Origin of the sequence: Ralstonia sp. NFACC01, assembly GCF_900115545.1 — a bacterium.
GTDB classification, from domain to species: Bacteria; Pseudomonadota; Gammaproteobacteria; order Burkholderiales; family Burkholderiaceae; genus Ralstonia; species Ralstonia mojiangensis.
The window spans coordinates 315,948-341,557 of the sequence record NZ_FOWV01000005.1; the positions used below are offsets into that span (position 1 = coordinate 315,948).

26 protein-coding genes and 1 pseudogene are annotated in these 25,610 nt (G+C 64.4%); 13 read left to right on the plus strand and 14 right to left on the minus strand.

Translation table 11 applies throughout. The features are described 5' to 3' along the window. Together BM136_RS14965 and BM136_RS14970 are read right to left on the minus strand one after the other, a co-directional pair. On the minus strand, nucleotides 1-930 hold the full coding sequence (locus tag BM136_RS14965) for a DUF2167 domain-containing protein (protein WP_092972636.1): 930 nt from the start codon (nucleotides 928-930) through the stop codon (nucleotides 1-3). Nucleotides 931-1,075: 145 nt separating this feature from the next. Beyond that, nucleotides 1,076-1,618: an ester cyclase gene (locus BM136_RS14970; protein WP_092972638.1), complete on the minus strand. Its 543-nt coding sequence runs from the start codon at nucleotides 1,616-1,618 to the stop codon at nucleotides 1,076-1,078. Between the two features lie 252 nt (nucleotides 1,619-1,870). Here BM136_RS14970 and BM136_RS14975 point away from each other — a divergent pair, with 252 nt between their 5' ends. The 7 genes from BM136_RS14975 (at nucleotide 1,871) to BM136_RS15005 (ending at nucleotide 7,110) form a co-directional block, all read left to right on the plus strand. Next, on the plus strand, nucleotides 1,871-2,401 hold the full coding sequence (locus BM136_RS14975) for a hypothetical protein (protein ID WP_092972640.1): 531 nt from the start codon (nucleotides 1,871-1,873) through the stop codon (nucleotides 2,399-2,401). Between the two features lie 109 nt (nucleotides 2,402-2,510). Then, the gene (locus tag BM136_RS14980) at nucleotides 2,511-3,281 is read left to right on the plus strand and encodes an IclR family transcriptional regulator (protein ID WP_092972642.1); all 771 of its coding nucleotides are present in this window, start codon (nucleotides 2,511-2,513) and stop codon (nucleotides 3,279-3,281) included. A 61-nt stretch (nucleotides 3,282-3,342) separates the two neighbouring features. After that, entirely contained in the window at nucleotides 3,343-4,107 is a 765-nt protein-coding gene (locus tag BM136_RS14985) for a glutamine ABC transporter substrate-binding protein (RefSeq protein WP_092972644.1), read from the plus strand. An 18-nt stretch (nucleotides 4,108-4,125) separates the two neighbouring features. Continuing rightward, nucleotides 4,126-4,794 carry an amino acid ABC transporter permease gene (locus BM136_RS14990; RefSeq protein ID WP_012762742.1) on the plus strand — a complete coding sequence of 223 codons (669 nt, stop codon included), beginning with the start codon at nucleotides 4,126-4,128 and terminating at the stop codon, nucleotides 4,792-4,794. Further along, entirely contained in the window at nucleotides 4,791-5,591 is an 801-nt protein-coding gene (locus tag BM136_RS14995; RefSeq protein ID WP_092972646.1) for an amino acid ABC transporter ATP-binding protein, read from the plus strand. Before BM136_RS14990 ends, BM136_RS14995 begins: the two co-directional genes overlap by 4 nt. After that, nucleotides 5,588-6,535, plus strand: a complete 948-nt coding sequence (gene hutG / locus BM136_RS15000) for a formimidoylglutamase (RefSeq protein ID WP_092972648.1) — start codon at nucleotides 5,588-5,590, stop codon at nucleotides 6,533-6,535. Before BM136_RS14995 ends, hutG begins: the two co-directional genes overlap by 4 nt. Then, nucleotides 6,532-7,110 (plus strand): HutD/Ves family protein, encoded by a 579-nt coding sequence (locus BM136_RS15005; protein WP_092972650.1) that lies wholly within the window; start codon nucleotides 6,532-6,534, stop codon nucleotides 7,108-7,110. Before hutG ends, BM136_RS15005 begins: the two co-directional genes overlap by 4 nt. A gap of 98 nt (nucleotides 7,111-7,208) precedes the next feature. Here the strand turns inward: BM136_RS15005 and BM136_RS15010 are convergent, their stop codons facing one another. After that, nucleotides 7,209-7,493, minus strand: coding sequence for an HU family DNA-binding protein (locus BM136_RS15010; RefSeq protein ID WP_003272088.1), 285 nt, complete (start codon nucleotides 7,491-7,493; stop codon nucleotides 7,209-7,211). A 311-nt stretch (nucleotides 7,494-7,804) separates the two neighbouring features. Between BM136_RS15010 and BM136_RS15015 the strand changes: the two genes are divergently transcribed. Continuing rightward, nucleotides 7,805-8,557, plus strand: coding sequence for an oxidoreductase (locus BM136_RS15015; protein ID WP_092973008.1), 753 nt, complete (start codon nucleotides 7,805-7,807; stop codon nucleotides 8,555-8,557). Between the two features lie 50 nt (nucleotides 8,558-8,607). Here the strand turns inward: BM136_RS15015 and BM136_RS15020 are convergent, their stop codons facing one another. Next, nucleotides 8,608-9,939 carry an MFS transporter gene (locus BM136_RS15020; protein WP_092972652.1) on the minus strand — a complete coding sequence of 444 codons (1,332 nt, stop codon included), beginning with the start codon at nucleotides 9,937-9,939 and terminating at the stop codon, nucleotides 8,608-8,610. Between the two features lie 179 nt (nucleotides 9,940-10,118). On the opposite strand from BM136_RS15020, the gene BM136_RS15025 reads away from it, so the two are divergent. Together BM136_RS15025 and BM136_RS15030 are read left to right on the plus strand one after the other, a co-directional pair. Then, on the plus strand, nucleotides 10,119-10,478 hold the full coding sequence (locus BM136_RS15025; RefSeq protein WP_092973010.1) for a hypothetical protein: 360 nt from the start codon (nucleotides 10,119-10,121) through the stop codon (nucleotides 10,476-10,478). A gap of 152 nt (nucleotides 10,479-10,630) precedes the next feature. After that, the gene (locus BM136_RS15030) at nucleotides 10,631-12,031 is read left to right on the plus strand and encodes a GntP family permease (RefSeq protein WP_092972654.1); all 1,401 of its coding nucleotides are present in this window, start codon (nucleotides 10,631-10,633) and stop codon (nucleotides 12,029-12,031) included. Nucleotides 12,032-12,097: 66 nt separating this feature from the next. On the opposite strand, the gene BM136_RS15035 is transcribed toward BM136_RS15030, so the two are convergent. The 5 genes from BM136_RS15035 to BM136_RS15055 all read right to left on the minus strand — a co-directional run bounded on the left by BM136_RS15035 (nucleotide 12,098) and on the right by BM136_RS15055 (nucleotide 16,834). Next, nucleotides 12,098-12,541 carry a hypothetical protein gene (locus BM136_RS15035; RefSeq protein ID WP_092972656.1) on the minus strand — a complete coding sequence of 148 codons (444 nt, stop codon included), beginning with the start codon at nucleotides 12,539-12,541 and terminating at the stop codon, nucleotides 12,098-12,100. Nucleotides 12,542-12,708: 167 nt separating this feature from the next. Beyond that, nucleotides 12,709-13,476: a sulfite exporter TauE/SafE family protein gene (locus BM136_RS15040; RefSeq protein ID WP_092972658.1), complete on the minus strand. Its 768-nt coding sequence runs from the start codon at nucleotides 13,474-13,476 to the stop codon at nucleotides 12,709-12,711. A gap of 64 nt (nucleotides 13,477-13,540) precedes the next feature. Beyond that, entirely contained in the window at nucleotides 13,541-15,097 is a 1,557-nt protein-coding gene (locus tag BM136_RS15045) for an ABC transporter permease/substrate-binding protein (protein ID WP_092972660.1), read from the minus strand. Beyond that, complete coding sequence (locus tag BM136_RS15050) at nucleotides 15,079-16,287, minus strand: cyclic di-GMP phosphodiesterase (protein WP_092972662.1); 1,209 nt, start codon at nucleotides 16,285-16,287, stop codon at nucleotides 15,079-15,081. Before BM136_RS15050 ends, BM136_RS15045 begins: the two co-directional genes overlap by 19 nt. 274 nt (nucleotides 16,288-16,561) lie before the next feature. Beyond that, nucleotides 16,562-16,834, minus strand: coding sequence for a hypothetical protein (locus BM136_RS15055; protein WP_092972664.1), 273 nt, complete (start codon nucleotides 16,832-16,834; stop codon nucleotides 16,562-16,564). Nucleotides 16,835-17,241: 407 nt separating this feature from the next. On the opposite strand from BM136_RS15055, the gene BM136_RS15060 reads away from it, so the two are divergent. Beyond that, nucleotides 17,242-18,048 carry a hypothetical protein gene (locus BM136_RS15060; RefSeq protein ID WP_092972666.1) on the plus strand — a complete coding sequence of 269 codons (807 nt, stop codon included), beginning with the start codon at nucleotides 17,242-17,244 and terminating at the stop codon, nucleotides 18,046-18,048. A 119-nt stretch (nucleotides 18,049-18,167) separates the two neighbouring features. Continuing rightward, nucleotides 18,168-19,348 (plus strand): annotated as a pseudogene (gene tet, locus BM136_RS15065) (Tet(A)/Tet(B)/Tet(C) family tetracycline efflux MFS transporter). A 15-nt stretch (nucleotides 19,349-19,363) separates the two neighbouring features. Here tet and BM136_RS15070 read toward each other — a convergent pair. Further along, complete coding sequence (locus BM136_RS15070; RefSeq protein ID WP_092972668.1) at nucleotides 19,364-20,185, minus strand: transporter substrate-binding domain-containing protein; 822 nt, start codon at nucleotides 20,183-20,185, stop codon at nucleotides 19,364-19,366. 75 nt (nucleotides 20,186-20,260) lie between these two features. Further along, on the minus strand, nucleotides 20,261-21,676 hold the full coding sequence (locus BM136_RS15075) for a M20 family metallopeptidase (RefSeq protein ID WP_092972670.1): 1,416 nt from the start codon (nucleotides 21,674-21,676) through the stop codon (nucleotides 20,261-20,263). Nucleotides 21,677-21,900: 224 nt separating this feature from the next. Here BM136_RS15075 and BM136_RS15080 point away from each other — a divergent pair, with 224 nt between their 5' ends. Beyond that, nucleotides 21,901-22,176, plus strand: a complete 276-nt coding sequence (locus BM136_RS15080) for a hypothetical protein (RefSeq protein WP_092972672.1) — start codon at nucleotides 21,901-21,903, stop codon at nucleotides 22,174-22,176. Between the two features lie 31 nt (nucleotides 22,177-22,207). On the opposite strand, the gene BM136_RS15085 is transcribed toward BM136_RS15080, so the two are convergent. From BM136_RS15085 to BM136_RS15095, 3 genes are all read right to left on the minus strand, one after another. Then, nucleotides 22,208-23,518: a HipA N-terminal domain-containing protein gene (locus tag BM136_RS15085; RefSeq protein WP_092972674.1), complete on the minus strand. Its 1,311-nt coding sequence runs from the start codon at nucleotides 23,516-23,518 to the stop codon at nucleotides 22,208-22,210. Between the two features lie 546 nt (nucleotides 23,519-24,064). Then, complete coding sequence (locus BM136_RS15090) at nucleotides 24,065-24,997, minus strand: DMT family transporter (protein WP_092972676.1); 933 nt, start codon at nucleotides 24,995-24,997, stop codon at nucleotides 24,065-24,067. 60 nt (nucleotides 24,998-25,057) lie between these two features. After that, nucleotides 25,058-25,606, minus strand: a complete 549-nt coding sequence (locus BM136_RS15095) for a methylated-DNA--[protein]-cysteine S-methyltransferase (protein WP_092972678.1) — start codon at nucleotides 25,604-25,606, stop codon at nucleotides 25,058-25,060. Nucleotides 25,607-25,610 lie beyond the last annotated feature (4 nt).

Below are 25,610 nucleotides of genomic sequence, written 5' to 3' on the forward strand. Positions count from 1 at the left end.
TTATGCGCTCGGCTTGCGCTTGAAGAACTTGGCGATGGCGGCGCCAAAGCCTGCCACCGCCAGGATCGCCACCTTGGCGAACTTCGCCAGGAACGCGGCGATCACCGCGAACAGGCCCAGCTTCTTGGCGGCGATGCCACCGACCAGCGCGGCCAGGCCGTACTCGGCCACCTTGTCGGTCTTCGCGTTGAAATCGGTGTAGCGCTTGCCGTCTTTGAAATCGAGATCGGCGAGCAGCTTTTGCACGGCGGGCTTGTCGGCGTCGACGTGGTTGCGGCCGGTGATCAGGTTCAGGCTGATGTAGCCGTCGCGGCCCAGTGCGTAGGTGTTGTAGTTGACCGCACCCGGATCGTCGGCCGGCTGGCCTTTGGAGCGCGCAGCCATCGACCAGATGAGACGGTGCGTGGCGGCGTCATAGTGCGGACGCTCGACCCAGCCCTGGATTTCCAGTGCGGGGATGCCGCGCTTCTCACGCTCTTCGTTGGCGGCGGCGGTGCCTTCCTTGAGCGATTTGTACAGATCGTCGACGTTCCAGTCGCGGGCGTCGTCATCCTTGATGTAGCCCGAGGCTTCGTACTTGGCGACGACCATCCATTCGTCATCGTCGCTGGTGGGCATGATCAGGCCGAGCATGTCGGGGTTGTTGCTGTTGCCCATGGCGTGCATGAGCTGCCCGGCAGCCGGCTGCGGGATGAACACCTCGTCCTTGCCGATCTTGAGCGTGGCTTGGTCACGCAGTTCGATCGAAGTGGGGCCGACCTTCGCAGCGGCCTTGGCGGCGGCCCAGGCCTGCTTCATTTCCTGTTGCGGATCGCTGGCCTGTTGCGCGTGGGCTGCCGTAGCACCCATCGCTCCCATCGCACCCAGCACCGCCGCGCAGGCGAGCGCGCCCGCCCAGGCGCGCAGCGCGCCTTGAAACCCCTTTCCCATGTGCTTCTCCCGAAGATTTTCTTGTGTGTTGATTGGCTCGATTCTTCTGACGCTTTGGCAGCCGCCAGGCGGTCTGCAAGCTGGGCCGAAGCATAGCGGGAGCAGGGAGTTGAGCTGTTAATGGGCGTTAATGAAGCCGTGTGGATTACGGTTGAAGGCCCATCTGCCGCAGCAGCGTCTGGTTGTCTTCCAGATGCCAGTTTTCGGCGATCTTGCCGTCGGCAATCCGGTACAGGTCGAAGGCCTGGAAGTCGATCGGCTGGTTCTGCCCGTGCGTGCGGCCGAACTCTCCGGTGAAGTGTCCGCGAAAGCGCAGGTGAACCGAAACGCGGTCGCCGGCAACGACCATGTCTTCAATCTCCACGCGCATGTCGGGCACCGCTGTGCGGAACGCCTTGGATGCATCGAGCGGGCCTTGCGTGCCCTGCACGCGTCCGGCGGGCAATGTGCGGTCGACAAACGCGGGCGACAGGGCCTGCGTGGCATAGCGCGCATCGCCGGTATGCCAGAAGGTGGCGTAGCGACGTGCGGCCAGCACGGCGGCTGCAGCCTGCGGCGTGTCGGGCGCGGCGACGTGGTCCGCGCGAATGAGATCAGCATCGGACGTTGACGCAATGGCTGCCGGTGCCATTGCGAGGGCGGACAGCGTCAGCACGGCGGCGGCGAGCAGGGCGGGGCGGATAAGCATGGTGGACTCCGTTGGTGGTGAAGCGCTGCACTGTAGATTTCCAATCGCAGACGATAAAGGGCTTGTGAGTCGATCTGGTTTCAATCCAGATTTGATGATCGATCGCCATGTCGGTCGTCCGCGCGAACGCAATCCAGCGCACGTGATAGTCGGTATCGCGCGCCGAGCTGCGTTCAAATGGTCCGCGTCGCGCCAGGTTTTTCTAGACTGGCCTCTCATCGAACAGACACATAAAAAACAAGGGAGGGGACGGTGGATCTGAGCCATATCCTGTCGCGCACGGAGCGCGGCACGCAGGAGCTGCAAACGCGCAGCGGGCACGTCACGCATCGGCAGCGGGCGATCCTGCTGCTGGTCAATGGCGAGCGTTGCGCGGCGGACATCCTGGCGCAGTTGAGCAGCGCCGGCCCCGACATTGACGACCGCGCCCAGGACCTCGCGCGTCTGATCGTCGAGGGTTATGTCGCAAGCCGCGCGCCAATCACGACGGTGTCCAGGCCCAAGCCGCCGCTCCAGCCTGCGCCTGCCACGCCATTCGCGCCACGCCACGTACGGCAGGCCTCGATTGCCGACTGGCGCCTGAGCCAGGCCGGCGCCTTCTCGGCTTTGCAGCGCTATCTCGCCGAAGGTCCGGAAGCGCCCATCGACTTTCTCAACGGCCTGGCCGCACCGCTTTACGCCGCGCTGACGACATGCCGCAGCAAGGCATCCGCCCACGCCGTCGTCGCGTTTCTCGAAGCGCGATTGGACGAAGGCGCCGGAAATGTGACCGATGCGTCCTAGGTGTAAATACCGAATTCGCAATGTATTCCCGTCGAATGGGAATGTTGAATTGATGAATTGAGAAAATCGTCGCATTCTCCGTCGCAACATCACTCGACGGAGTTTCGCGATGACCGAGCCCGGCTTGGCCGCTTCGCCAGCACAACCCGCTGCCGCCACGAGCGGCTCGGACCGCGTGCTGATGGTGCTCGCCACCATCGCGCGCCACGGCCGCCCGGTTGCCGCGCGCGAGCTGGTCGAACTGACCGGCCTGCCGCAGAGCACGCTGTACCGCCAGGTGGCGATGCTCAAGCGCTGGGGCTTCGTGCTGGAATCGGCCGGCACCTATGCTCCGGGCCCGATCAGCCTGCAACTCGCGCTCGGTTTCGACCACGCCTCGCATCTCGTGCAGGAAGCGCGCATCGGCATGGCCAAGCTGGTGGCCGAGTCGGGCGAATCCGTGGGATTGGTCGTGGCCGTCAAGGATCAGGCCGTCTGCCTGGAAATGGTCGAGAGCCAGCAGTCGCTGCGCTGCTCGTTCGAAAAAGGGCGTGGCGTGCCGCTGCTGGCCGGCGCCTCTGCCAAGTCGTTGCTCGCCTTCATGCCGCCCGCAGCGGCGCGCGCCATCCTCGCCGATCTGCTGGCTATCGATGCCGACACCCAGGCGCAACTGCAAGCTGAACTCTCCGACATTCGCGCCGCGGGCTACGCGCTGTCCGAAGGCGAGGTCGACCCCGGCGTCTGGGGCGTGAGCGTGCCGGTGTTCCGGCTGCCCGGCCACGCGCTCGGCTCCATAACGTTGATGGCGCCGGCAACGCGCGTGCGCGGCAAGGAGCAGCGCCTGATCGACATGACCGTTGCGGCGGCGGCGTCCATTTCCGCACGGTTGCAGGACCTTTGAATTTTCGATTTTTCCGGTTCTTTTTTTCTCACCCCACATGCATCACACAAGGAGACCACTCATGGGGAATCGTCGTCACTTCATGCATTCGATGCTGGCTTGTGCCGTGGCGTTGTCCGCTGCGGCGTCTTTCGCAACCGCTGCGCACGCTGCTGGGGAGCCGCTGCGCGTCGCCACCGACGCGACGTTCGCGCCGATGGAGTTTGTCGAAAACGGCAAGCGCACCGGCTTTGATGTGGACCTGATCGACGCGCTGGCCCGCACCATGGGCCGTCCGGTCGAGTGGACCGACATCGACTTCAAGGGACTCGTGCCGGGTCTGATCTCGCGCCGCTTCGACGTGGCCATCTCGGGCATCTACATCACGGAAGAGCGCAAGAAGGTCGTGGATTTCACGGTGCCGTACTACCACGGCGGCCTGGTCGCGCTGGTCAAGCAAGGCAACACGGCCATCAAGACGCCGGCCGACCTGAATGGTAAGAAGGTGAGCGTGCAGGTGGGTACCAAGTCGGTCAACTACCTGAAGGAAAACTATCCGAAGGTCGAGCGCGTGGAAGTCGAAAAGAACGAGCAGATGTTCAACCTCGTCGAAATCGGCCGCGCCGATGCCGCCGTCACGGGTCGCCCCGCTGCCGCGTACTACGTGAAGGCGCGTCCGGGCCTGCGCCTGGTTGAGCCCGCGCTGACTACCGAGGAATACGGCATCGCCGTGCGCCGCGATCAGCCCGAACTGACCAAGGCGCTGAACGCCGCGCTGGAGAAGATCAAGGCCGACGGCACGTACGACCAGATCGTCAAGAAGTGGTTTGGCTCCGCTGCCAAGTAACGACAGACGGACACGCTGATGGAACTGGATTTTTCCCCCGTCTGGGCCGGCTGGCACGACATCCTGCGCGGTGCGCTCGTCACCGTTGAGGTGACGGCCGCGGCGCTGGTGCTCGGCTGCGTGCTGGGCCTCCTGATCGGCATCGGGCGGTTGAACCCGCGCCGCCGATTCATCTACGGCATCTGCACGGTGTACGTGACGTTCATCCGCGGCACGCCGCTGCTGGTGCAGCTCTTCCTGCTGTTCTTCGGGCTGCCGCAGTTCGACATTCTGCTGCCGGCGTTTGTGTGCGGCGTGCTGGGGCTGGGCGTGTATTCGGGCGCCTACGTGTCGGAAATCGTGCGCGGTGCGATCCAGTCGGTGGATCGCGGGCAGATGGAGGCGGCACGCTCGATCGGCATGTCGTCGGCGCAGTCGATGCGCGCAATCATCCTGCCGCAGGCCGTGGTGCGGATGATCCCGCCGCTGGGCAACGAGTTCATCGCCCTGATCAAGAACTCGGCGCTGGTCTCGCTGCTCACGATCCACGACCTGATGCACGAAGGGCAGAAGATCATCAGCGTGTCGTATCGCTCGCTGGAGGTGTACCTGGCCATTGCGCTGGTGTATCTGGTACTGACCAGCGCCGCGAGCTATCTGCTGCATCGGCTTGAACGCAACATCCGTGCGGGAGGCATGGTGCAATGAACATGACGAATGCGAACCTGCAAACGCTCAAATCCGCGCTGGATGTGCCCATGATCCAGATCCGCGGGCTCACCAAATCGTATGGCGATCACACCGTGCTCAAGGGCATCGACTTTGATGTCGACGCCTCGCAGGTGGTGGTCGTTATCGGCCCCAGCGGCTCGGGGAAGAGCACGTTCCTGCGCTGCTGTAACGGGTTGGAGACAGCCGAAGGCGGCACCATCGACATCTGCGGCAAGCGGCTGATCGACAACGGCAAGTTGCTGCCCGATGGCGAGTTGAATCAATTGCGGCAGCAGGTCGGCATGGTGTTCCAGTCGTTCAATCTGTTCCCGCATCTTTCGGTGCTGCACAACGTCACGGTTGGCCCGCGCATGCTGAGCGGCAAGTCGAAGCACGAAGCGGAAGCCGAAGCGCGCGAACTGCTGCAGAAAGTGGGCCTGGCACACAAGGCCGACGCGATGCCTGCCAGCCTTTCGGGTGGACAGAAGCAGCGCGTGGCCATTGCCCGCGCTCTGGCGATGCGGCCCAAGGTGATGCTGTTTGACGAGCCGACGTCTGCGCTTGACCCGGAACTCGTTGGTGAAGTGCTGCAGGTAATGAAGGTGCTCGCCAAGGAGGGCATGACGATGCTGGTCGTCACGCACGAGATGGGTTTCGCACGCGAAGTGGCCGACGTGGTGGTGGTGATGGACGGCGGCGGCATCGTCGAAGCCGGGCCGCCGTCGGTCATCTTTGGTGAGCCCAAGGAAGCGCGAACGCGTTCGTTCCTGCAGGCGGTGCTGACACGCGCATGACGACGACGTTCGATGCTTCCATCTGGCAGGGGCGTGACGACACAGGCGAACGCGGTGACGTGACGCGCCTGTTCCAGGTCGTGCAGTCCGCCTATGCGATGACGTTGTCTGGCGTGCCTGCGCTGGTAGGGTTTGCGTGCGATGCGGGCGTCGTGCGCAACCACGGCCGCGCCGGTGCTGCACAGGGCCCGCGCGAAATCCGACGTGCGTTGGCCAACGTGCCCGCGCATGGCCAGTCGGTGCTTGCGGATGCGGGCGATGTCACGTGTGACGACGGGGATCTGGAAGGCGCGCAAGCCGAACTCGGCGAAACCGTGTGCGAACTACTCGAAGCCGGCGCGCGACCGGTCGTGCTTGGTGGTGGCCACGAGGTTGCCTTCGGCACCTATCAAGGCCTGCGTCGGCATTGGCAGAAACAAGGCTGGCAGGGGCGTCTGGCCATCGTCAACTTCGATGCGCATTTCGACCTGCGCACGAGCCGCCCCGGCAACTCCGGCACGCCGTTCGACCAGATCGCCGAAGACTGCGCCGCACACGGCATCGACCTGACGTATTGCTGCCTGGGTGTGAGCCGCCTGTCGAACACGCCCGCGCTGTTTGATCGCGCCGATGCGCTGCACGCGCACTACGTGGAAGACACCGACGTGCAGGAGCGCCACCTAGATGCGCGCATGGCCGATCTCGATGCATGGCTGGCAGATGCCGATCATGTCTACCTGACCATCGACATGGATGTGCTGGCCGCCGCCATTGCGCCTGGCGTGTCCGCGCCTGCGGCATACGGCATCACGCTGCCTGTGCTCGAAGCCCTCGTGCAGCATGTCTGCGCCACCGGCAAGGTGCGCGTGGCGGACATCGCCGAGACCAACCCCGAATACGACCAGGATCGCCGCACCGTGCGTGTGGCGGCGCGTCTGGCGTATCACTTGTTGCGCCGTTCATGAAACTGATTCCTGCAGATGAAATGCGCCGCATGCCGTGGAAGAACGGTGGTGGTGTCACGACCGAAATCGCCATCGCGCCAGCTGGCGCCACGCTCGACAATTTCGACTGGCGCGTGAGCACCGCGCAGGTGGATGCGGCCGGGCCGTTCTCGCGCTTTGTCGGCGTTGACCGATCGCTGGCCGTGATTGCGGGCGGCCGGCTGACGATGCATCGCGCTGACGCCGAAGCCGTGATGCTTGCGCCCGGCGAAGCGCCCGCGCGCTTTCCCGGCGAAGCGAATGTGCATGCCACGCTCGACGCGCCGCTGTCGGATTTCAACGTGATGACGCGGCGCGACGCCTGGGCACATCACGCCGAAGCGATTGCCCTGGCAGCCGGCGAGCGTCGCTCGCTGCCGCGCTTGCATCGGGGGATGCAATGGCTGGTGTATTGCGTGCACGGCCTGTTGTCGATTGGCGCCGACGATGTACCGCGGGGCGCCGCTGCATGGCTCGATGCAGAGGGCGATCCAGACACGGTTGTCGCGCGTGTCGGTTCGGTCGGTTATCTGGTGGCCTTGTGGCCGGTTGGCTGACGTTGCGCCAGATCAAACGCACCAAAAGAAAAGGGACCCCGTAGGGTCCCTTGCAAGTCTCCCGGCCCGGCATGCATGCCGGGCTCGGCAGAAGACTATTACTTCTTCTTGTTCACGGCGTCCTTGAAGCCCTTGCCAGCCGTGAACTTCACGGTCTTGGTTGCCGGGATCTTGATGGCTTCGCCGGTGCGCGGGTTGCGGCCCGTGCGTGCTGCACGCTTGCCCGACGAGAACGAACCGAAGCCAACCAGCGTGATGGTGCCGCCCTTGGCGACGGTCTTCTTGATGTTTTCCAGCGCGGAGTTCAGCGCGCGCTCGGCGGCGGCGTTGCTCAGTTCAGCGTCTTTCGCAATGGCGGCTACGAGTTCGGATTTGGTCGTCATGTCAGTTCCCCACTTCAGGTTTGTTGGACAGCGTTGTACTGCGACCCGTTTTATATCACCGTTGCGAAGGGTTGCACATCCCCTAACTGCAAGGGTTTGCGGGCCGTTGCTTGCAGCCGACACTTGCCCCGTATGGGTTTGCGGGCGGGCATCCGGGAAACACCTGATATCGACACGGTTTGTTTGCATTTCCGCCAGCGCTCTTCAGGCCAGGAACGCACCGAAAGCGCGCAGTCGGCGCGGCAGCGAACCGGTTCGCCAGACGCCGTACACTGTCTTCTGGCGCCTGTGCCAACTTCATGGAGAACATCATGTCGAGTGCGCAAATGCCTGTCGGACAAGGCTTCGCGGCCGGCGGCGAAGCGCCGGAGCAACCGCGCGGACCGGCCGTTCTGGTGGCCGGCGCCAACGGGCTGGTGGGACACGCGGTGGTGCGCCGTCTCGTCGCGCAGCCCTGGGCGGGCAGCGTGACCGCGCTTGTACGGCGGCGTGGGGCCTTGACAGCAGGGCAGGCGACGCCCGGTCGATTGCGCGAATGCGTGGTCGATTTCGAGCATCTGGATGCGCCCGAAACGCAGTCTGCGTTTGCCGCCGATATCGTCATCTGCGCGCTTGGCACGACGATCCGGCAGGCCGGCTCGCAGGCGGCATTCCGTCGCGTTGATGTCGAGTATCCGGTTGAACTGGCGCGGCGCGCGTTTGCCGCTGGCGCGCATCATTTTCTGCTGGTGAGCGCGTTGGGCGCCGATGCGCGCTCCCGTGTTTTTTACAACCGCTGCAAGGGCGAGGTGGAGGCGGAAATCCTGTCGATCGGCTTTCCGTCCGTGACGGTGGTTCGGCCTTCGCTGCTGCTCGGCACGCGCACAGAATTTCGACTTGGTGAACGCATTGCGCAAGGCTTGTCGCGCGCAATCGGATGGACGATTCCGAAGACATGGCGACCGGTCTCGGCGGAATCGGTGGCGGCAGCGCTGGTCATGGCGGCGCGCGTGGATGCGCCGGGTGTGCGTGTGTTGGAGAACGCAGCCTTGCTGGCCGCAAAAGACGAACGGCCGGTGGGGTGATCCACCGGCCGTTTTTCGCTCGTGCTTCGCGTGGGAGCTATTTCAAGCGATTACTTTTCGATCGGCTTGCCCGTGCGGTCGTGCATCAGTGACAGCGCAAACACGCTGATGATCGCTGCGACCATCACGTAGTACGACGGTGCCAGCTTGCTCCCGGAACTGGCAATCAACCACGTCACGATCAGCGGAGCAAAACCACCGAAGATCGTGACCGCCAGGTTGTATGAAATCGACAGGCCGGTAGAGCGCACCGCCGTCGGAAACTGCTCAGCCAGCACGGCCGGTGCCGGGCCCGTGAACGCCGCCAGCAACACACCCAGGATCACCTGCACCTGCAGCAGCGTCTGCACCGTCGGGTTGACGTTGAGCCAGTGGAAGAGCGGATACGCCGCAGCTGCAATGACGAGTGCCACCGTGCCCAGCATGCGCTTGCGCCCGATGCGGTCGGACAGCGTGCCCATCAGCGGGCACAGCACGAAGATGATCGCGCCGCAAAGCGCCGTCGACTGGAAGGTCGCGCCCAGCGGCAGACCAAGCTGTTGCTTCGCGTACGTCGGCATGTAGAACACCAGCGTGTAGGTGCAGACGGTCCAGAGAATCGTCACGCCCAGGCCGCCGAGCACTTCGCGCGGGTGATCGCGCAGCACTTGCGACAGCGGTGCCAGACGCGACTCTTTCGCGGCCTTTGCCTTCTGCGCTTCGAACGCGGGCGGCTCGTGCAGGTGCGAGCGGATGTACATGCCGACCGGCCCGATCAGCAAGCCGAACAGGAACGGAATGCGCCAGCCCCACGCATCGATCTGCTCCGGCGACAGGCCATTCGTGACGATCGCGCCCATGGCGGCACCCAGGATGAACGAGATGCCCTGGCTCGCTTGCTGCCAGCTCGCGAAGTAGCCGCGCCTTTCGTCCGGCGCATACTCGATCAGGAACGCCGTGGCGCCACCGACTTCACCGCCGGCCGAGAAGCCCTGGATGAGCCGCGCAATCACGATAAGGATGGGTGCGCCGATGCCGATTTGCGCGTACGTCGGCGCGAGGCCGATGATGGCGGTGCCGATTGCCATCATCATGATGGTGAGCGTCAGTGCAGCTTTGCGACCCACGCGGTCGGCGTAGATGCCGAGCACCACGGCGCCGACCGGGCGCATGAAGAACCCCACGCCGAACGTGGCGACCGTCAGCATGAACGAGGTGAAGTCGTTGCCGGTGGGAAAGAACAGCTTGGCGATGATGACCGCGAAGAAGCTGTAGACCGTAAAGTCGAACCATTCGAGGCCGTTGCCGATGGTGGCGGCGATGATGGCCTTGCGTCGGGTGGCCGCAGAGATGGCCGGTGCTGGTGCCCGATCGCCCTGAGTGGGCGCTGCCGTGGCTTGCATGGATGTGTCCTCCAGTGTTTTATGGGCATCGCCTGCTCGATCTCTCCCCAGTGCGGGCGGCGAAGCGGTCATGGTAAGTGATCCGGCAGCGATTCGCTGCAGCGCTATAGGAAGACTGTGGAATTGAGGCGGCCAAACACTGTCGAACGCATATGCACATGCATCCAACGGAGCACATCATGAACCGCACGCCGCAACCGGGCCATCGTTTTGCCGCCATCCTGCCGGGCGCGGTGGCCGCGTGCGCAGCCATCTTGCTGGGCGGCTGCGTGGTCGCACCGTATTACGACGCTTATGGCAACCCAATCGCGCCTGCAGCCGTGGCGCCTGCGCCGGTGGCAGCCTATCCGTCGTATCCCTACGATCCCTATTACTACTACGGGCCGGCTTATTATCCTGCGCCGGTTTACCCGGCGCCGGTCTTCGGCAGTGTGTGGATTGGGGGGGGTGGCTGCTGGGGCTGCCATCGCGGCTGGGGTGGTGGGGGATGGGGCGGACGCGGCTGGGGCCATGGAGGAGGCTGGGGGCATCGTCACTGAATCGTCATCTTGACGTGACGAAGACGCACATCCGGTGCGGCTGAACGCCAGTTCCGCCGTCAGTTCAATACGCGTGATTGCGTAACGGAATCTGTTGCATCGCGACATACAATCCATCGCTCTTAAAAGAAAAGCATGCGAGGAGATTGTCGATGTCCGTCATCATCGTGCTGGCTGCGCTGGCATTTCTGATGTTCGCCGCGTATCGCGGCTACAGCGTCATCCTGTTTGCACCGCTGGCTGCCCTGGGCGCGGTGCTTCTGACTGACCCATCGGCTGTGGCGCCGGTGTTCTCCGGCATCTTCATGGAGAAGATGGTCGGCTTCGTCAAACTGTATTTCCCGGTGTTCCTGCTGGGCGCCGTGTTCGGCAAGGTGATCGAGCTGTCGGGTTTTTCGCGCTCGATCGTCGCGTCGGTCATTCGCGTGGTGGGAGCCAAGCGGGCGATGCTTTCCATCGTGCTGGTGTGTGCGCTGCTGACGTACGGCGGCGTGTCGCTGTTCGTGGTGGTGTTTGCGGTGTATCCGTTTGCGGCGGAGATGTTCCGCCAGGGCAATATCCCCAAGCGCCTGATCCCGGGCACGATCGCGCTGGGCGCTTTTTCGTTCACGATGGATTCATTGCCGGGCACGCCGCAGATCCAGAACATCATCCCGACCACGTTCTTCCACACCACGTCGTGGGCTGCGCCGTGGCTGGGTACCATCGGCGCGCTGTTCATCATCGTGGTCGGCATGTCGTATCTGGAATGGCGCCGCCGCGCAGCCCTGCGCAATGGCCACGGCTACGACCACGGGCTCACCAAGCTGGTGAACGAACCTGAAACGGCCGAGACCGGCAAGCTGGCGCATCCGCTCGTCGCGCTGTCGCCGCTGGTGCTGGTGGGCGTGATGAACCTGCTGTTCACGCGCTGGATCCCGACGTGGTACGGCAAGATCGTCACCGTTGCGTTGCCCGGCTTGCCCAAGCCGCTGACGGTTGAAGCCGACAAGCTGACCGCGATCTGGGCCGTGGAAGCGGCGCTGTTGATCGGCATCATCGTGGTGCTTGTGTTTGGCTTCCGCGCCGTGAAGGGCCGCTTTGCCGAAGGCAGCAAGGCGGCGGTGTCGGGCGCGCTGCTGGCCGCGATGAACACCGCTTCGGAATACGGTTTCGGTGGCGTGATTGCTGCGCTGCCGGGCTTCCTGGTGCTGGCCGATGGCCTGCGCGCGATTCCGAATCCGCTGGTCAATGAAGCCGTGACGGTGAGCACGCTTGCGGGCATCACGGGCTCCGCATCGGGCGGCATGAGCATTGCGCTGGCGGCAATGGCCGATCAGTTCGTGCAGGCCGCGCAGGCGACGGGCATTCCGATGGAAGTTCTGCACCGCGTGGCAGCGATGGCGTCGGGCGGTATGGACACGCTGCCGCACAATGGCGCCGTCATCACGCTGCTCGCCGTGACGGGCCTCACGCACCGCGAGGCGTATCGCGATGTGTTCTGCGTGACGATCATCAAGACGCTGGCCGTGTTCTTCGTGATTGCCGTGTTCTACGCCACCGGCATCGTCTGACGCAGTTATCGTCGCAATGAAAAAAGCCGACGCATAACCGTCGGCTTTTTTCATGGGCAGATAGCGTTATTGCATGCTGCCGGCAGCTTCAGACCGGCGTTCTCGACAAACGCGCTGGGCTTCACCCACCAGCGAATCGCACTGGTTGGCGCGATGTGACCAGAATGCGCGGTCTGAGGACGATTCGGCGGTCGTCTTGCCCTTGCCATGGCGGTGCGTGACGTGCTTGTCGACCCACTTGTCGGTCTTCACATGCGCACGATGGACTTTCTGCTTGAGCGTGCCAGGCGTGGCTTCGGGTTGCGCGCCAGTGGCATTGTTGTGATAGCCGGGGTTGGCAGCGGCATCGGCGTTGCGCTGAACCTGGGTGCGCGGTCCTTCCATTTGGCTGTCGACGCCCGTCACTGCGCTGTGATCCTTTTGCTGGGCCTGCGCGGGCGCCGCGCCGATCCACGCGCAGGCGGCCACGGCGATCGCCGCAGCCAGACTCGACATCTTGCGTGCTTGCATGCTCGTTCTCCTTGTTGTGAAACGGGGCGAACTCCACGACACGCATTCGGCGTGCCATCTTGCGCGTCCCGAACGTCACAATAGGAAAGCGGCAACCCGGCAGACAGTAGACATTCACTGAACCGTCTGTCGGACAAACGCTGTCAAGCCAACCTCAGATGCTGCACTCAGGCGCGCATGAACAGCCAAACCGTCAGGATGATCCCGACGATGACGACGAAGCCGCGCAGCACTTTTTCCGGCAGCCGGTGCAGCAGCCACGCGCCGGCAAATCCGCCCGCGATGCCGCCAATGCCCAGCGCCACCACGGCCGCCCAGTTGACCTGCGGCGAGAACGCAAACACTGCCACGGCGGATGCATTCATCGTCATGGCGAGCACGTTCTTGGTCGCGCCCGCCATGCGCACCTGCTGGCCGGCCACAGTCAGCGCCGCGAGCATCAGGAAGCCGATTCCGCCGCCGAAGTAGCCGCCGTAAATGGCAATTGCAAACTGTGCGGTCGCCAGCGCGGTGGTCGACATACCGGATGCCGCGTGCAGCGGTTTGCGGCGAAAACTGCCCCACGCAAACACGCTCGTCGCAAACAGCACGAGATACGGCACCAGCCTGGCAAAGAACGATGGCGGTGTCGCCAGCAGCAACAGCGCGCCGAGCACGCCGCCCACCAGACTGATGACAATGAGCTGCTTGAGCGAGAGGTGATGTTCGCCAGCATCGACGCCGCCAGCCAGTTTGCGCCCCGCAATCGACGAGGTGATCTGACTGGGGAACAGCGCGATCGTCGATGTCATGTTGGCGCCCAGCGGGTTGAGCCCCGCCAGCAGCAAGGCCGGAAACGTGATGAACGACCCGCCGCCCGCCAGGGCATTTTGGGCGCCGGCATAAACGCCGGCCGCAGCGACGAGCAGGGCAGTGGAAAACGGAAGCGTGGTCATAAGTGGGGCATGCAAGGCGACTGGAATGACCGCGATGGTAATGGAACGCCCATGTGTACGCTCGTCAGCGGAGCGGGGCGTCGCTGCCGTGTCGGCGCAGCCACCATTCGGCCACCTCAAACGCGCCCTGCACGAGCAGCGCCAGCACCGCGGCGGGGATGGCGCCCGCGAGCAGCGTTGCACTGTCGTTGAGTGCGAGCCCGGTGGCGATGCGCTCGCCATAGCCGCCGGCGCCGATGAACGCGGCGATGGTCGCCGTGCCGACGCTGATGACCGCGGCGGTTTTGACGCCGGCCAGGATGACCGGCAGCGCCAGCGGCAGATCCACCACGCGCGTGCGTTGCGACGGTGTGAACCCCAGCGCCAAGGCCGCATCGCGCAGGCCATCGGGCACCTGCTCCAGCCCGACGATGGTGTTGCGCACGATGGGCAGCAGCGCATAGACCGCCAGCGCAATCAGCGCCGGCACCACGCCAATCGACCCGACGATCGGGATGAGCATCGCGAGCAAGGCCAACGACGGAATCGTCTGCAGCACGCCCACGACGGCAAGGATCGGCTGCTTGATCCGGCGACGCGCGGCCATGAGGCCCAGCGGCACGCCCAGCAGCACGGCAACGCCCGTCGAAATACCCACCAGCATCAGATGTCGTTGCGTGAGCCGTCCGAGGCCGTCCGTCAGCCGGGTGAGGAATGCATGAGCCGGCGTTGCGGCCGGCGTACTGCCATGCCCAGCGAGAAACTGCCGCGCGGCTTCCGAGAACGACTGGCCTTCGAGTTCAACCGCCGCGTTCATCGCCACCATGTCGTCGCGCTGGATGCGCCCAGCGAGGGCGCTGATGGCCTGCCATTGGGCCGGGTGTCGATGCGCAACGTCGGCGCGGTACAGCAGCACGGCGTCGTAGCGCGGGAAGACGTGCGCAGGGTCGTCGAGCACACGCAGATGTTCGCGCCGGATCTTCGCGTCGGTGGAGTAGATGTCGATCACGTCGACCTGCCTGGCGCGCAGCGCGTCGTAGGCGACGCCGTGGTCGAGGCCCGTCGGGTGTTGCGGCAGCTTGTAGTGCTGAGCAATGGCCGGCCAGCCGTCGGCGCGGCCGAGAAATTCGTGCGATAGGCCAAGCCGTAGCGCTGGGTGCGTCGCCAGATCGGCCAGCGTGCGGATGTGCTCGCGTTCGGCATCGGCGTCGCGCATGGCAAGCGCGTAGGTGTCTTCAAAGCCGAGAGGCACGCCGGCCGCCAGGCCCATCGGCGCCAGGCCACGGTTCACGTCGGCCAGCAGCGCGGCCTGATCGGGGTTGGCAGCTTGGTCTGCGGGTAAGTGGAGGATTTCGGCGGCGATGGTGCCGAGGTAATCCGGATAGACGTCGATGCTGCCGTTCCTGAGCGCGGCGAAGACGATGGCGGTGTTGCCCAGGCCCGGGACGTGCTCGGCAGGGCCGCGTGGGTTTGCGGTCTGCGTGAGGATCTCGCCCAGCACGTACGACTCGGTGAAGCGTTTGGAGCCGATCCGCAGTGATGGTTCAGCGAAGGCCGAGGCGCTGCACGTCAGCCAGCCCAGCGCAAGCCATGCCAGCAAGCGCCACAGGAGGGAACTACGGATCAGTCGCCGTGTATCCAAAGTTCGTTGAGGTCGGTCAGGCCCCAGTCGCGGGGTTCTTCTCGTGAGACGATCTGGTCGCCAGTCTGCGCCAGATCGATGAGTTCGGGCGCAATCCGCGTGCCCGACGATATTGAGAAGAATACCTTGACCGTGGGCGTGAGCAGCGCTCCCGGCGCATGCTGCACGACCACTGCCAGCCGGCCCGAACGCAGCCGGACCAGCGAGCCCACCGGATAGATGCCTACGCTTTTGACAAAGGCGTTGAACACCATCGGGTCGAAATGGTTGCCGCGCCATTCGACCATGCGCTGCACAGCGTAGGCGGCTTCCCACGCTTTCTTGTACGGGCGGTCGGACGTGACCGCGTCGTATACATCGCAGATGGCGCCCATGCGCGCAAACAGCGAGATGCCCTCGCCCGCGAGCTTGTGCGGATAACCGGTGCCGTCCATGCGCTCGTGATGGTGCAGGCAAACGTCGAGCGCGATGTCGCGCATGCTGCTGTCGCCGGCCAGGATGTCGTGTCCTGCCTGCGGGTGGACGATCACGTGGCGGAATTCGGCATCGGTCAGCGCGCCGGGCTTGTTCAACACCTCGGGCGGAATCGCGATCTTGCCGATGTCATGCAGCAGGCCGGCCAGGCCCGCATCGCGGACTTCGTCATCGGACAGCCCCAGCTGGCGGCCCAGCGACACCATCAGCGCGCATACCGCTACGGAATGCAGGAACGTGTAGCGGTCTTTCGCTTTCAGGCGCACCAGGCTTGTCAGCGCGCTCGGGTGGCGGTCGACGGAGCCCGAAATGGCTTCCACCAACGGCAGTGCGTCGCGCGCTTCGATCGTGCGGCCCATGCGCGCGTCGGCAAACATGGCCTGCACGGCCACCTCGGCTTTGCAGATGAGGCGAGCGGCGTGGCGCATTTCTTCCGCATACGTGATCGGGCGGGGCGCGATATTGGCGTCAGCCGAGCAGGAAGGCGGTGCCGGAACTTCAGGCGCAGCAGGCGCTGCATTGGCGGCGGCCACGTCGGTGCCGCGCGTGGTGTCGATCCACACCTCGCGCACGCCGCTGGCACGCAGGCGCTGCAATTGGGTGGCGTCTTCCACGCGAAAACGGGCCCGCCAGAACGGGTGGTCCAGCCACGAGCCGACAAATTCGTCGAGGTACATGCCCACCCGCAGGTGTTCGATGGCGATGCGCTTGCGCATGTTGATGTTCAGAGATCAGTCCGTGGCGAAGCACGTTTTTTGCGCAACGGGTTCAAGGAAAGGCTGCCCGCCAATGGATGCGTTCTCTTTTATCGGACGGGCGTCCGGAGCCTTGAGGGAGGAAAAGTCCGGGCTCGCAATGTGAACTCTGCCGGTGTAGGCAAAAAAAAAGCGGCCAAACGGCCGCCTCGGTAATCCGGCGCCGGTGCCCACTGGGGCACCCGGCATCGGGGAGGGAGAGTGATACGGGTGATGCGGACAGCGGATGGACGACTTATTGACCGTCGCTGAACGGGTCAGCCTTGCCGACCAGGGCGCCGTCGGTGTACGGATCGGCCTTGCGCAGCGCGCCATCGGTGTACGGGTCAGCCTTGCGCACAGCGCCGTCGGTGTAGACGTCAGCCTTGCGGGCGCCGTCGGTATACGGATCAGCCTTGGTCACGGCTTGGCCGTTGGTGTACGGGTCTTTGCTTTGCACGCCGGCAGCGAAAGCGGGAATAGCGGCAACAGCGATCAGCGAGGCGAGAATCAGGTTCTTGGTCTTCATGATGGACTCCACAACAGGGGGGTGAGCATTGCCGCAAGGCAGTTTCGCTGCGGTGCGGCAACGCGATGGCATAAGCTTAGTCGTTGCTCGGAGGGTAAAAAAGCAGTTCTATTAAACTCTTTGTTCAAAAAATGAGAACAATTGTGACCCTTCAAGCACCGCAATCTGCACATAAGTCATTGAATTGCAATGAAAATGTGAGATGCGGGATAACCCTTAATGCGAAGGTGTGACGGCTGGCGCGGGAAAAAATTCCTGCGCTGAAGTTCCTGATTGTTGCGTCGCATTACAGACATGGGGATTCCCCTCCCCTCGACCCCCCAATGTGGCGGCTAAACATTCGGCGTGGATGGTCGTTGATGCAGGTACGGGCGGCGTTTTCCGCCCCTTGCAGCAGGAAGGCCATCATGTCCATCACCACCGCTTCCATCGCCCGTTTTGAGATCGACGGCGTCGCTTATCAGGCGAGGCTGTTTGCCATGCCGTTCCATGTGCCGGAAAACGGCCGCGTGCGCGCACATGCGATCGGGCGTCCGGACATGCCGTTCAGCGGTGTGCACGTCCTGGCCAACTGGCTGAAAGAGCGCGTGCTGCCCGAAGGCGTGGGTTTGGTGATGGCCGATCGCCTGTTCTCGCACGGCGCGGTGGAGCAGTGGTCGGGCGCCGACGGCGCGCGTGCGGCCAAGGTGCTGTCGCAAGTGGCGCTCGGCAGCAAGAGCAGCCACCGCCTGTGGCGCAATACCGTGGCGGGTGGTTTCCGCGACGAGACCGCGTTTTTCCTGGGCGCTGCTTTTGTGAAGACCGATGCCTCGGTCGACGACATCCGCCTGCTGGGCGACCTGATTCCGGCGGCTGAATGGTCCAGCGTGGCCGATGCCGCCTCGACCATGATGGGCCTGCATCTGTATCGCCCTGACGAGCCTGAAACGCTGGTCAATTGCGCGCTGCTGGCGCCGTCCTGGACGGAATCCGCTGTGGAACGCGCCGACGGCTATCGCGCACTCACGCTGCTGCATTCCTTTACCGAAGATGACGAGGTCATCCACGTCGACATCGAACTGCTGCCGCCGGGCCAGGTGGTGCTGCAAGTGGAATCCTGCTCGACGCGTTTCTCGGCGCGCTTCAACCCGGCGCTCCTGGGCCGCGACATGACCGACGCGCTGCTGCGCGACGCGCTGGCCTTGCAACACGGCGATCCGGCCAACCTCCACTGAGCTTGCCAGCGGCTTTCGCCTGAGCGCTGCGCGACGCTGCAAGGCGCGCACTTCCACGGCATCATCTCGGCTTCCTGTTTTCGAAGCGCCGCCGCCCGACTGGCTCGCGGCGCATTCGCATGCCTGCCTTTGCCGTCATCCTCTTCACGCTGACGCTCGATGCCATGGGCGTCGGGCTGATTCTGCCCATCCTGCCGAGCCTGCTGCGCGAGCTGGACCATACGGGCGATATTGCATTCGAATTCGGCCTGCTCATTGCGGCGTATGCGGCGATGCAATTTGTGTTTGCGCCGATTCTGGGCGCGCTGGCCGACCGTTTCGGGCGCCGGCCGGTGCTGCTGCTGTCGTTGGCGGGGCTGCGGTCGATTACCTCGTCATGGCACTGTCGCCGCACGCGTGGGTGCTGTACGTCGGCCGCGTGGTGGCGGGCATTACCGGGGCCAACTATGCGGTGGCGACAGCGTACGTCGCCGACATCACAGCGCCGGCCGATCGCGCGCGCCGTTACGGGCTGATGAACGCGTGCTTCGGCCTGGGGTTCATCGCTGGGCCGGCGTTGGGCGGGCTGCTGGGCGACTGGTGGCTGCGCGCGCCGTTCCTGCTGGCGGCGGCGCTCAATGGCGTCAATTTCCTGGTTGCCTGCTTCGCATTGCCGGAGTCGCGCCGCGCCGACCGTGCGCCATTTGCGTGGCGCGCGCTGCTGCCGGTGCAGTCGCTACGCCGCGTCGCACGTGTGCCGACGCTGTTGCCGTTGCTGGCTGTGCTGGCGATCATCGAAATCGTCGGGCAGATTCCGCAAACGCTGTGGGTCATTCACGGCGAGGCGCATTTCGGTTGGGCCACGCGCGCCGCAGGTTTGTCATTGGCGGCTTATGGGCTGATGCATGCGCTGGCGCAGGCCTTCATGACCGGGCCGATTTCACGTGCGCTTGGCGAGCGCCGCGCCGTGGTGCTGAGTGTGATGATGGATGTGGCCGGCTTTGCGGCCATGGCCTGGATCAGCGCCGGCTGGATGGTCTACCCGACCATGGTGGTGCTGTGCATGGCCGAGATTGGCATGCCGGCGCTGCAGGCCATGCTCTCGCGCCAGGTCGGTGACCATGAGCAGGGCGAGTTGCAGGGCGCGCTGGCCAGCCTCGCCAGTGTGGCCGCCATGATCGGCCCGCTGGCGGCCACAGCGGTGTATGCGATGACCGCGCCGGTGTGGCCCGGCACGGTCTGGCTGCTCGGCGCGCTGCTTAACGGCGTGTGCCTCGTGCTGCTGATGGGCGGCGCTGCCAGGCGCGCCGCACGGGCATAGCACGGCTCACGCCGCTTACTTGGCCGGTGTATTCCACGGATACGCCAGCCACGCATCAAAGCGCTTGGCGAATTCACCGCTCTCGGCGGTCTGCCGCAGCCACTGGTCGACGAAATTCTTGAACACCACGTCGCGCGGCAGCAGGTAAGCCTTCTCAGAAAAATCGAACGGCGCTTCGGGGTGCACGGCGCACAGCTCCGGGTGCAGCTTCTGCTGCAGCTTGGTTTCCACCGCGTCGGTCATCATCAGGTCTGCGCGGCCAGCGACGATCTCGTTGAAGATCGTCACGTTGTCCGGATACACGCGAATCTGCGCCTGCTTCAGATGCTCGCGCGCGAATTTCTCGTTGGTGCCGCCCGGGTTGACCACCGCGCGCACATTGGGCTGGTCGATCTGCGCCAGCGTCTGGTATTTCGATTGGTTCTCGCAGCGCGTGATTGGCGTCTTGCCGTCGCGCTGATACGGGATCGAATAGAACGCCTTCTTTTGTCGTTCCAGCGTGACCGACACCCCGCTCATGGCGATGTCGTAGCGGTCGGCCGCAAAGTCCTGCATCAGCGTCGACCACGTGGTCGGCACGATTTCCAGCTTCACGCCGAGTGCTTTGGCCAGGCGCTCGCCCATTTCGACGTCCAGGCCGATAAAGCGGCCATCGGCGGGGTTCTTGTAAGTAAACGGCTTGTAGTCGCCAGTGGTGCCGACGCGCAGCGTCCCACGCGCGACGATTTCGTCGAGACGGTTGGTGGCCGGGGTGGCGGGCGTGGTTTGCGCCAGGGCGGGTGCCGCGGCGCAGGCGCACAGCAGCAGGGCGCTCGTGCGGATGAAACGGTTCAACATGGAATCCCCTCCGGAAAAATCAAAAGCGCGGCCGCTTCGGCAGCCAAGACGGGCCGCGCCCATATCAACGCCGGCTTACTGGCCCGACGCCTTGTTCCATTGCAGCGCATTGAGTACCGCCAGCGACATCGCCGTCACCCCCGTCTTGATGGACGGCTCCGGCACGGGCGCGAACAGTGGCGAATGATTGGTCGGCAGCGGCTTGGCGCCCGGCTTGAGCGAGGCAAAGAACGTCTGCGGATCATTCACGCCGATGAAGAAGAACATTGACGGGATGCCCGCGTCAACAAACGCCGAGAAATCTTCGCTAGCCGTGATGGGCGGCACGCGCAGCACGCGGTCGTTGCCAAAGGCGGTCTTGAACATCGCCTCGGTGCGCGCAACCACGGTCGGGTCGTTGTTGACCGCCTTGCCGCCCTCGGTGATCTTGATCTCGGCGTCCGGCGCACCCGACATCTCCGTGACGGCCTTGGCCGTGCGGCGGATGCCGTCGAGCATCTTCTGACGCACCGCGGGCTTGTATGAGCGAATCGTGCCGCGCAGCAGAACGCTGTCGGGGATGATGTTCTCGGCGCTGCCGCCCTGGATGGCCCCGATGCTCACCACGCCAAATTCCTGCGGATCTTTCTCTCGGCTGATTACGCTTTGCAGATCGACCACGAAGCGCGCCGCCATCATCACCGGATCGATAGTCTTGTCGGGTGCAGAGCCATGGCCGCCGCGGCCTTTGAACGTAATCTCCAGCCCGTCGGAGTTGGACGTGATCGGACCGCTGTTGAAGACGATCGAACCGTAGGGCCCCGGGCCCGTGTGCAGCGCAAACGCATAGTCAGGCTTGGGAAAGCGCTTGAAGAAGCCGTCGTCGATCATGCTCTGCGCGCCCGTCACGGTTTCCTCGGCAGGTTGCGCGACGAACACCAGCGTGCCGTGCCAGCGGTCCTTGAGCGAGACCAACGTCTTGGCCGTGCCGACCCACGACGCCATGTGTACGTCGTGCCCGCAGCTATGCGCCACGCCCACGTCTTCGCCGCGCCATTTCGTATGGACATGGCTTGCGTAGGGCAGACCGGTTTTCTCCTCCATCGGCAGTGCGTCGAGTTCAGTACGCACCAGGATCGTCGGGCCCGCCCCATTGCGATAGACCGCGACCACGCCGGTCTTGCCCACGTGCTCCGTCACGTCGAAGCCGATCTTGCGCATCTGCGCTGCGAGCGTGGCCGCAGTGCGCGTTTCCTGGAACGCCAGTTCCGGATGCGCGTGGATGTCTTTGTAGAGCAGGTCGAGCTGACCGTATTCGGCATTGACCGCGGCATCCACCGCCGGTTTGATCTGCGCCACGTCGATCCCGCCGGCCGTGGCGCCCGCAGCCTGTGCAGGCGTGGATGACGTGCCGCCAGGGCTGAACGGAATCTGCGCGAACGTCGGCAAGGCTGCACTGGCCAGCAGCCAAGCAACTGCGGTGCGTTTCAACCGGATGGGGGGCGTGATCATCGATGTCTCCTGTCGTAGTGGCGGCGCCAACAAAGTCGTTGCTTCGTCAATCGATTCGATTATGCAACGCGATTTACGGCATGTGCACCCGGGGGCATCCCGAGGTCGATCATTCGCGTTGGGTGGAACACGCTCAGGGGCGAGCGCCACGCTTGGCACTCGGTAGGCGCTTTCCTAGACTGGGTCAGGTGTGCTGTTCCAGTGAATCGAACATCGAAACGCGGATGAATCCGACGACGTTTTGTCTACAGCTAGCGTTTCGCGATGCCCCGCCCGGGGAGACGGCGATTCGTGCGGCGCTCGAGGCCGCGCAGCGCGTGCTTGAACGCAGTGGTGTGTCGCCGCGCGAGGCGTTCGCGGCCTACCAGGCCTTCGCCAGCGGGGCAGGAAGCCCCGATACGCTCGCGCTGACATTTGCCCGCGCCGAGGCTGAGGCCATGGATACGCTGGCCGCGCACGGCTACGCCCGCTATGGCACGGTCAGCCTGGCCGCGCTCTAAGTTTGTTGGGGCGCCAGCCTCGCGCTTCAGCTCAGACCTCGGCAGTCTTGCCGCCCAGCCGCCGTGCCGTTTCGGACACATGGCGGTGGATGCGCGCGAGGAAATCGATCTCGGCGGCGCGTGTCGGCGAATGCCCAAGTGCCTGTGACAGATGCGTCGCCACGAATGAAGACTGCGGCGCCAGCATGCTGATCAGTCGCAGCAACTCGCGGCGCGCCTGGCTGGCGTCGTAGCCGAGGTGATCGGCCAGGGCGAGCAGGGCGTCCTGGTCGATGGACTCATAGCGCGCTTGTGCGTCCGGCGCCAGTTCATCGGCATTCCATTCGTTGGCGTAAACCGCCGCGCAGAAGAGGTGGTCGTGCGCCGCAAGACGGACGCCGTCCGCACCGATGTGGAAATGCAGTGTGCCGGCCGATGCATTGCGCCCGCCGATCAGCAGGCAGAACACCATCCAGCGGAACAGCGCGGCCGTAGCGGAAGCCGGGTCTGCGCACAGGCCCGCGCATTGCGCGACCTGCTCGACGGTAATCGGAAGGAAGCGGTGTTTGGGTGAGAGCCCCAGCAGCTGCACTGCCGAGACGACATAGCGCGCCTGCACCAGCGCCGTATCGTCGCTCTTGCAGCGCAGGGTGCGATCAAGGCGCTGCACCACGGCGGCTGTTTCGGGAAACTGGCGCAGCCCGATGAACGGCGTGTCCAGCCCGATGCTGCGGCCCAATAGCGTCGCCCAGCAGTGGTTGATGGTGGCGTACGGCAGGTGCGCGCCTTCGCCCAGATCCAGCCGCACGAAGTGGCTCGATTGAGCGGCATTGGCCGGTGCGGAAAACCGGCCGAGCCACATCGATACCGGCAGGCCGTTTGAGGACAGAAAGGGCAGGCTGATTTCTTCGGACGTCGCGGCAGCGTCGGTGCCGTAGCGCGCGCGAGGTTCGGCCACATGCAGCGGCGTGCTGCGGGGTGGCCGCCCGACGGTTTGCTGGAACTGCAGCACGAGATCGCGCTCGGACAGCCCGTCTGCGCGGCCGCTGCATGGTTTGAGGCCGGCGGGCACCAGGGCCAGCGGGCCATCCAGATGCGGCGCCGCTTGCGCGAGATGCTCCAGCGCGGCGGCGGCGGCCTTGGGCGTGTTGCGTGCCGGTTCAGGCAGCAGGTACTCGAAAAAGTAGCGTACCGGCTGGGCTTTTGCCGTGTCGGCGATATTGCCGGCGGTGCGTGGCAGGTGCGGGCTCAGATCAAAGCCCTGCGACGAAGCCTGCCAGCGAGAATCGTATTCGAACGCCCAACCGCTGCGGCCGCACGATAGCTGACCGATCAGATGCTTATTCAGGTAGACGTCCAGCATGCGCGTATCCAACGTATTTGATGGAGCGTGCTTAGTCGGCTGTGCAGCGGAGAACCCGCCGGCAATTGGGAATTTGGCTGCTTTGCAGCAAATATGCCATTCCCTTGCACGCCCCTCATCGACCGATGGCGAGCATAACAAAGAAAATCTGCGCAACGCGCACGGAAATCCGATTTCGATGATGCAAGTTTCTCAAATCGGATTATCGGATCGTTAAGATCGAGTGCGCGCTGGTCGATGTTTCAGCTGTCTACTTCAGTTTTGCAGATTTTTTAAATCGAGCTGGAGAGTCAATGCTGACGCCATTGAATAAATTTCACAGGGGCCAGCACGACAGGGTATTCATTACAAATCGACGATTTATCGCAGCGGTGCCAACGCTTTGTCGCGCGGCAGGAATCGGCGGGAAATTCCTTCGCAATGTGAGGGCGCAGAAGGCATAACCGCATGCTTATGAAATCAGCCACGGATTTAAGCGCCGGCTTCAATGGGTGTTGATCGATCCGGGCAGTGCCCCGACCACCGGGGCACGATCAACGCGGCTACTCAACGACCGGAACGCAGAAGCGGATCCTTATCCTTTGCCACGGTCGCCGCATTTGCATGGGCTTTTTTCCCGGGTGCGAACACACCGGTCGACAGCGACGTGCCGAGCAGGATGACCGCGCAGCCGATCACCATGTTGAGCGTCAACTGCTCGCCCAGGAACAGGATGCCCCACAGCACGCCGAACACCGGGATCAGGAAGGTGACCGACACTGCGCGCGTCGGCCCCACGTGCGCGACAAGGCGGAAGAAGAGGATATAGGCGACGCCCGTGCATGCGATGCCCAAGGCGATGACGTGCAACCACACGCCGCCGGTGGGCGTCTGCGCGGGCCACAACCAGTAGGCCAGCGGTGCAAGCACGATGGTGGCGGCCAATTGGCTGCCGGTCGCCACGGCCAGCGGCGGCACGCCGGTCAGGAAGCGCTTGGTGTAGCTGCTGGCCACGCCGTACAGCACGGTGGCCGACAGCGCTGCGGCTACCGCCACGCCGCCTTGTTTTGCGTCGATGACAGACGATCCGCCCACCAACACGATGACGCCGATAAAGCCGATCGCCAATCCAAGCACGCGCAGCGACGACATCCGCTCGCCCAGCCAGGTGAAAGCGACGATGGCCGCAAACAAGGGGGCCGCCGCATTGAGCACCGAGGTGAAGCCCGCCGTGAGCGTGAGTTCGGCATAGGCGAACAGGCAGAACGGGATGGCCGAATTCAGCACGCCCACGGCCAGCAGATGCGGCCAGTGCGTGCGCAGCGCGCCCATGCCGCCGCGCAAGGTGAGCATTGGGACGAGAAAGCACGAAGCAATCGCCACGCGCAGCGCAATGAGCGCAACCGGCCCGAAAGGCGGCGCTGCCACACGCATGAACAGGAAGGAGCCGCCCCATAGGGCTGCCAGGGTGAGGAGTTCGAGCACGTCGGAGCGGCGCATGAAGGGGTCTCGTTATCGTTGTTGGGGTGCTGTGCGCGCATTGTCCGCGTGATTTGAGTTTTATGCAGGTAGCAGTGCCAGCGTGCCTTGGCGGTCGTCGTCGGCCATGGGCAGACGTTCGCCAACCTGCGCGGGATGTCCTTCGAGCCGCAGCAGCGCGGCCTTGCGCGGCAAGCCGCCGGCATAGCCCGTGAGCGCGCCATCCGCGCCGACCACACGGTGGCACGGGATGGCGATCGAGATCGGGTTGCGGCCCACGGCCGTGCCCACCGCGCGCGCATGTTCGCGTGTGAGCCCCAGGCGCGCGGTGATCTGCCCGTACGTGGTGCGACTGCCGAATGCGATGTCGCACAGCAGGCGCCAGACGTCTTGCTGAAACGGCGTGCCCTGGGGAGCCATCGGCAGATCGAAGTCATGCAGCTTGCCGTCAAAGTACGCGGTGAACTGCGCCTGTGCCTCGCGGATGACTGGCACCTCCGCGCCTGGCGACATGCGCGCGGCCTGCACGGGAATCGTCTTCTGGCCGGGAAAGAACGCGCCGGTCAGGTGGGTGTCGGTCGCGGTCAACAGCAGATCGCCGAGCGGGCAGGCAAAGGTGTGGCGGTACATGGCG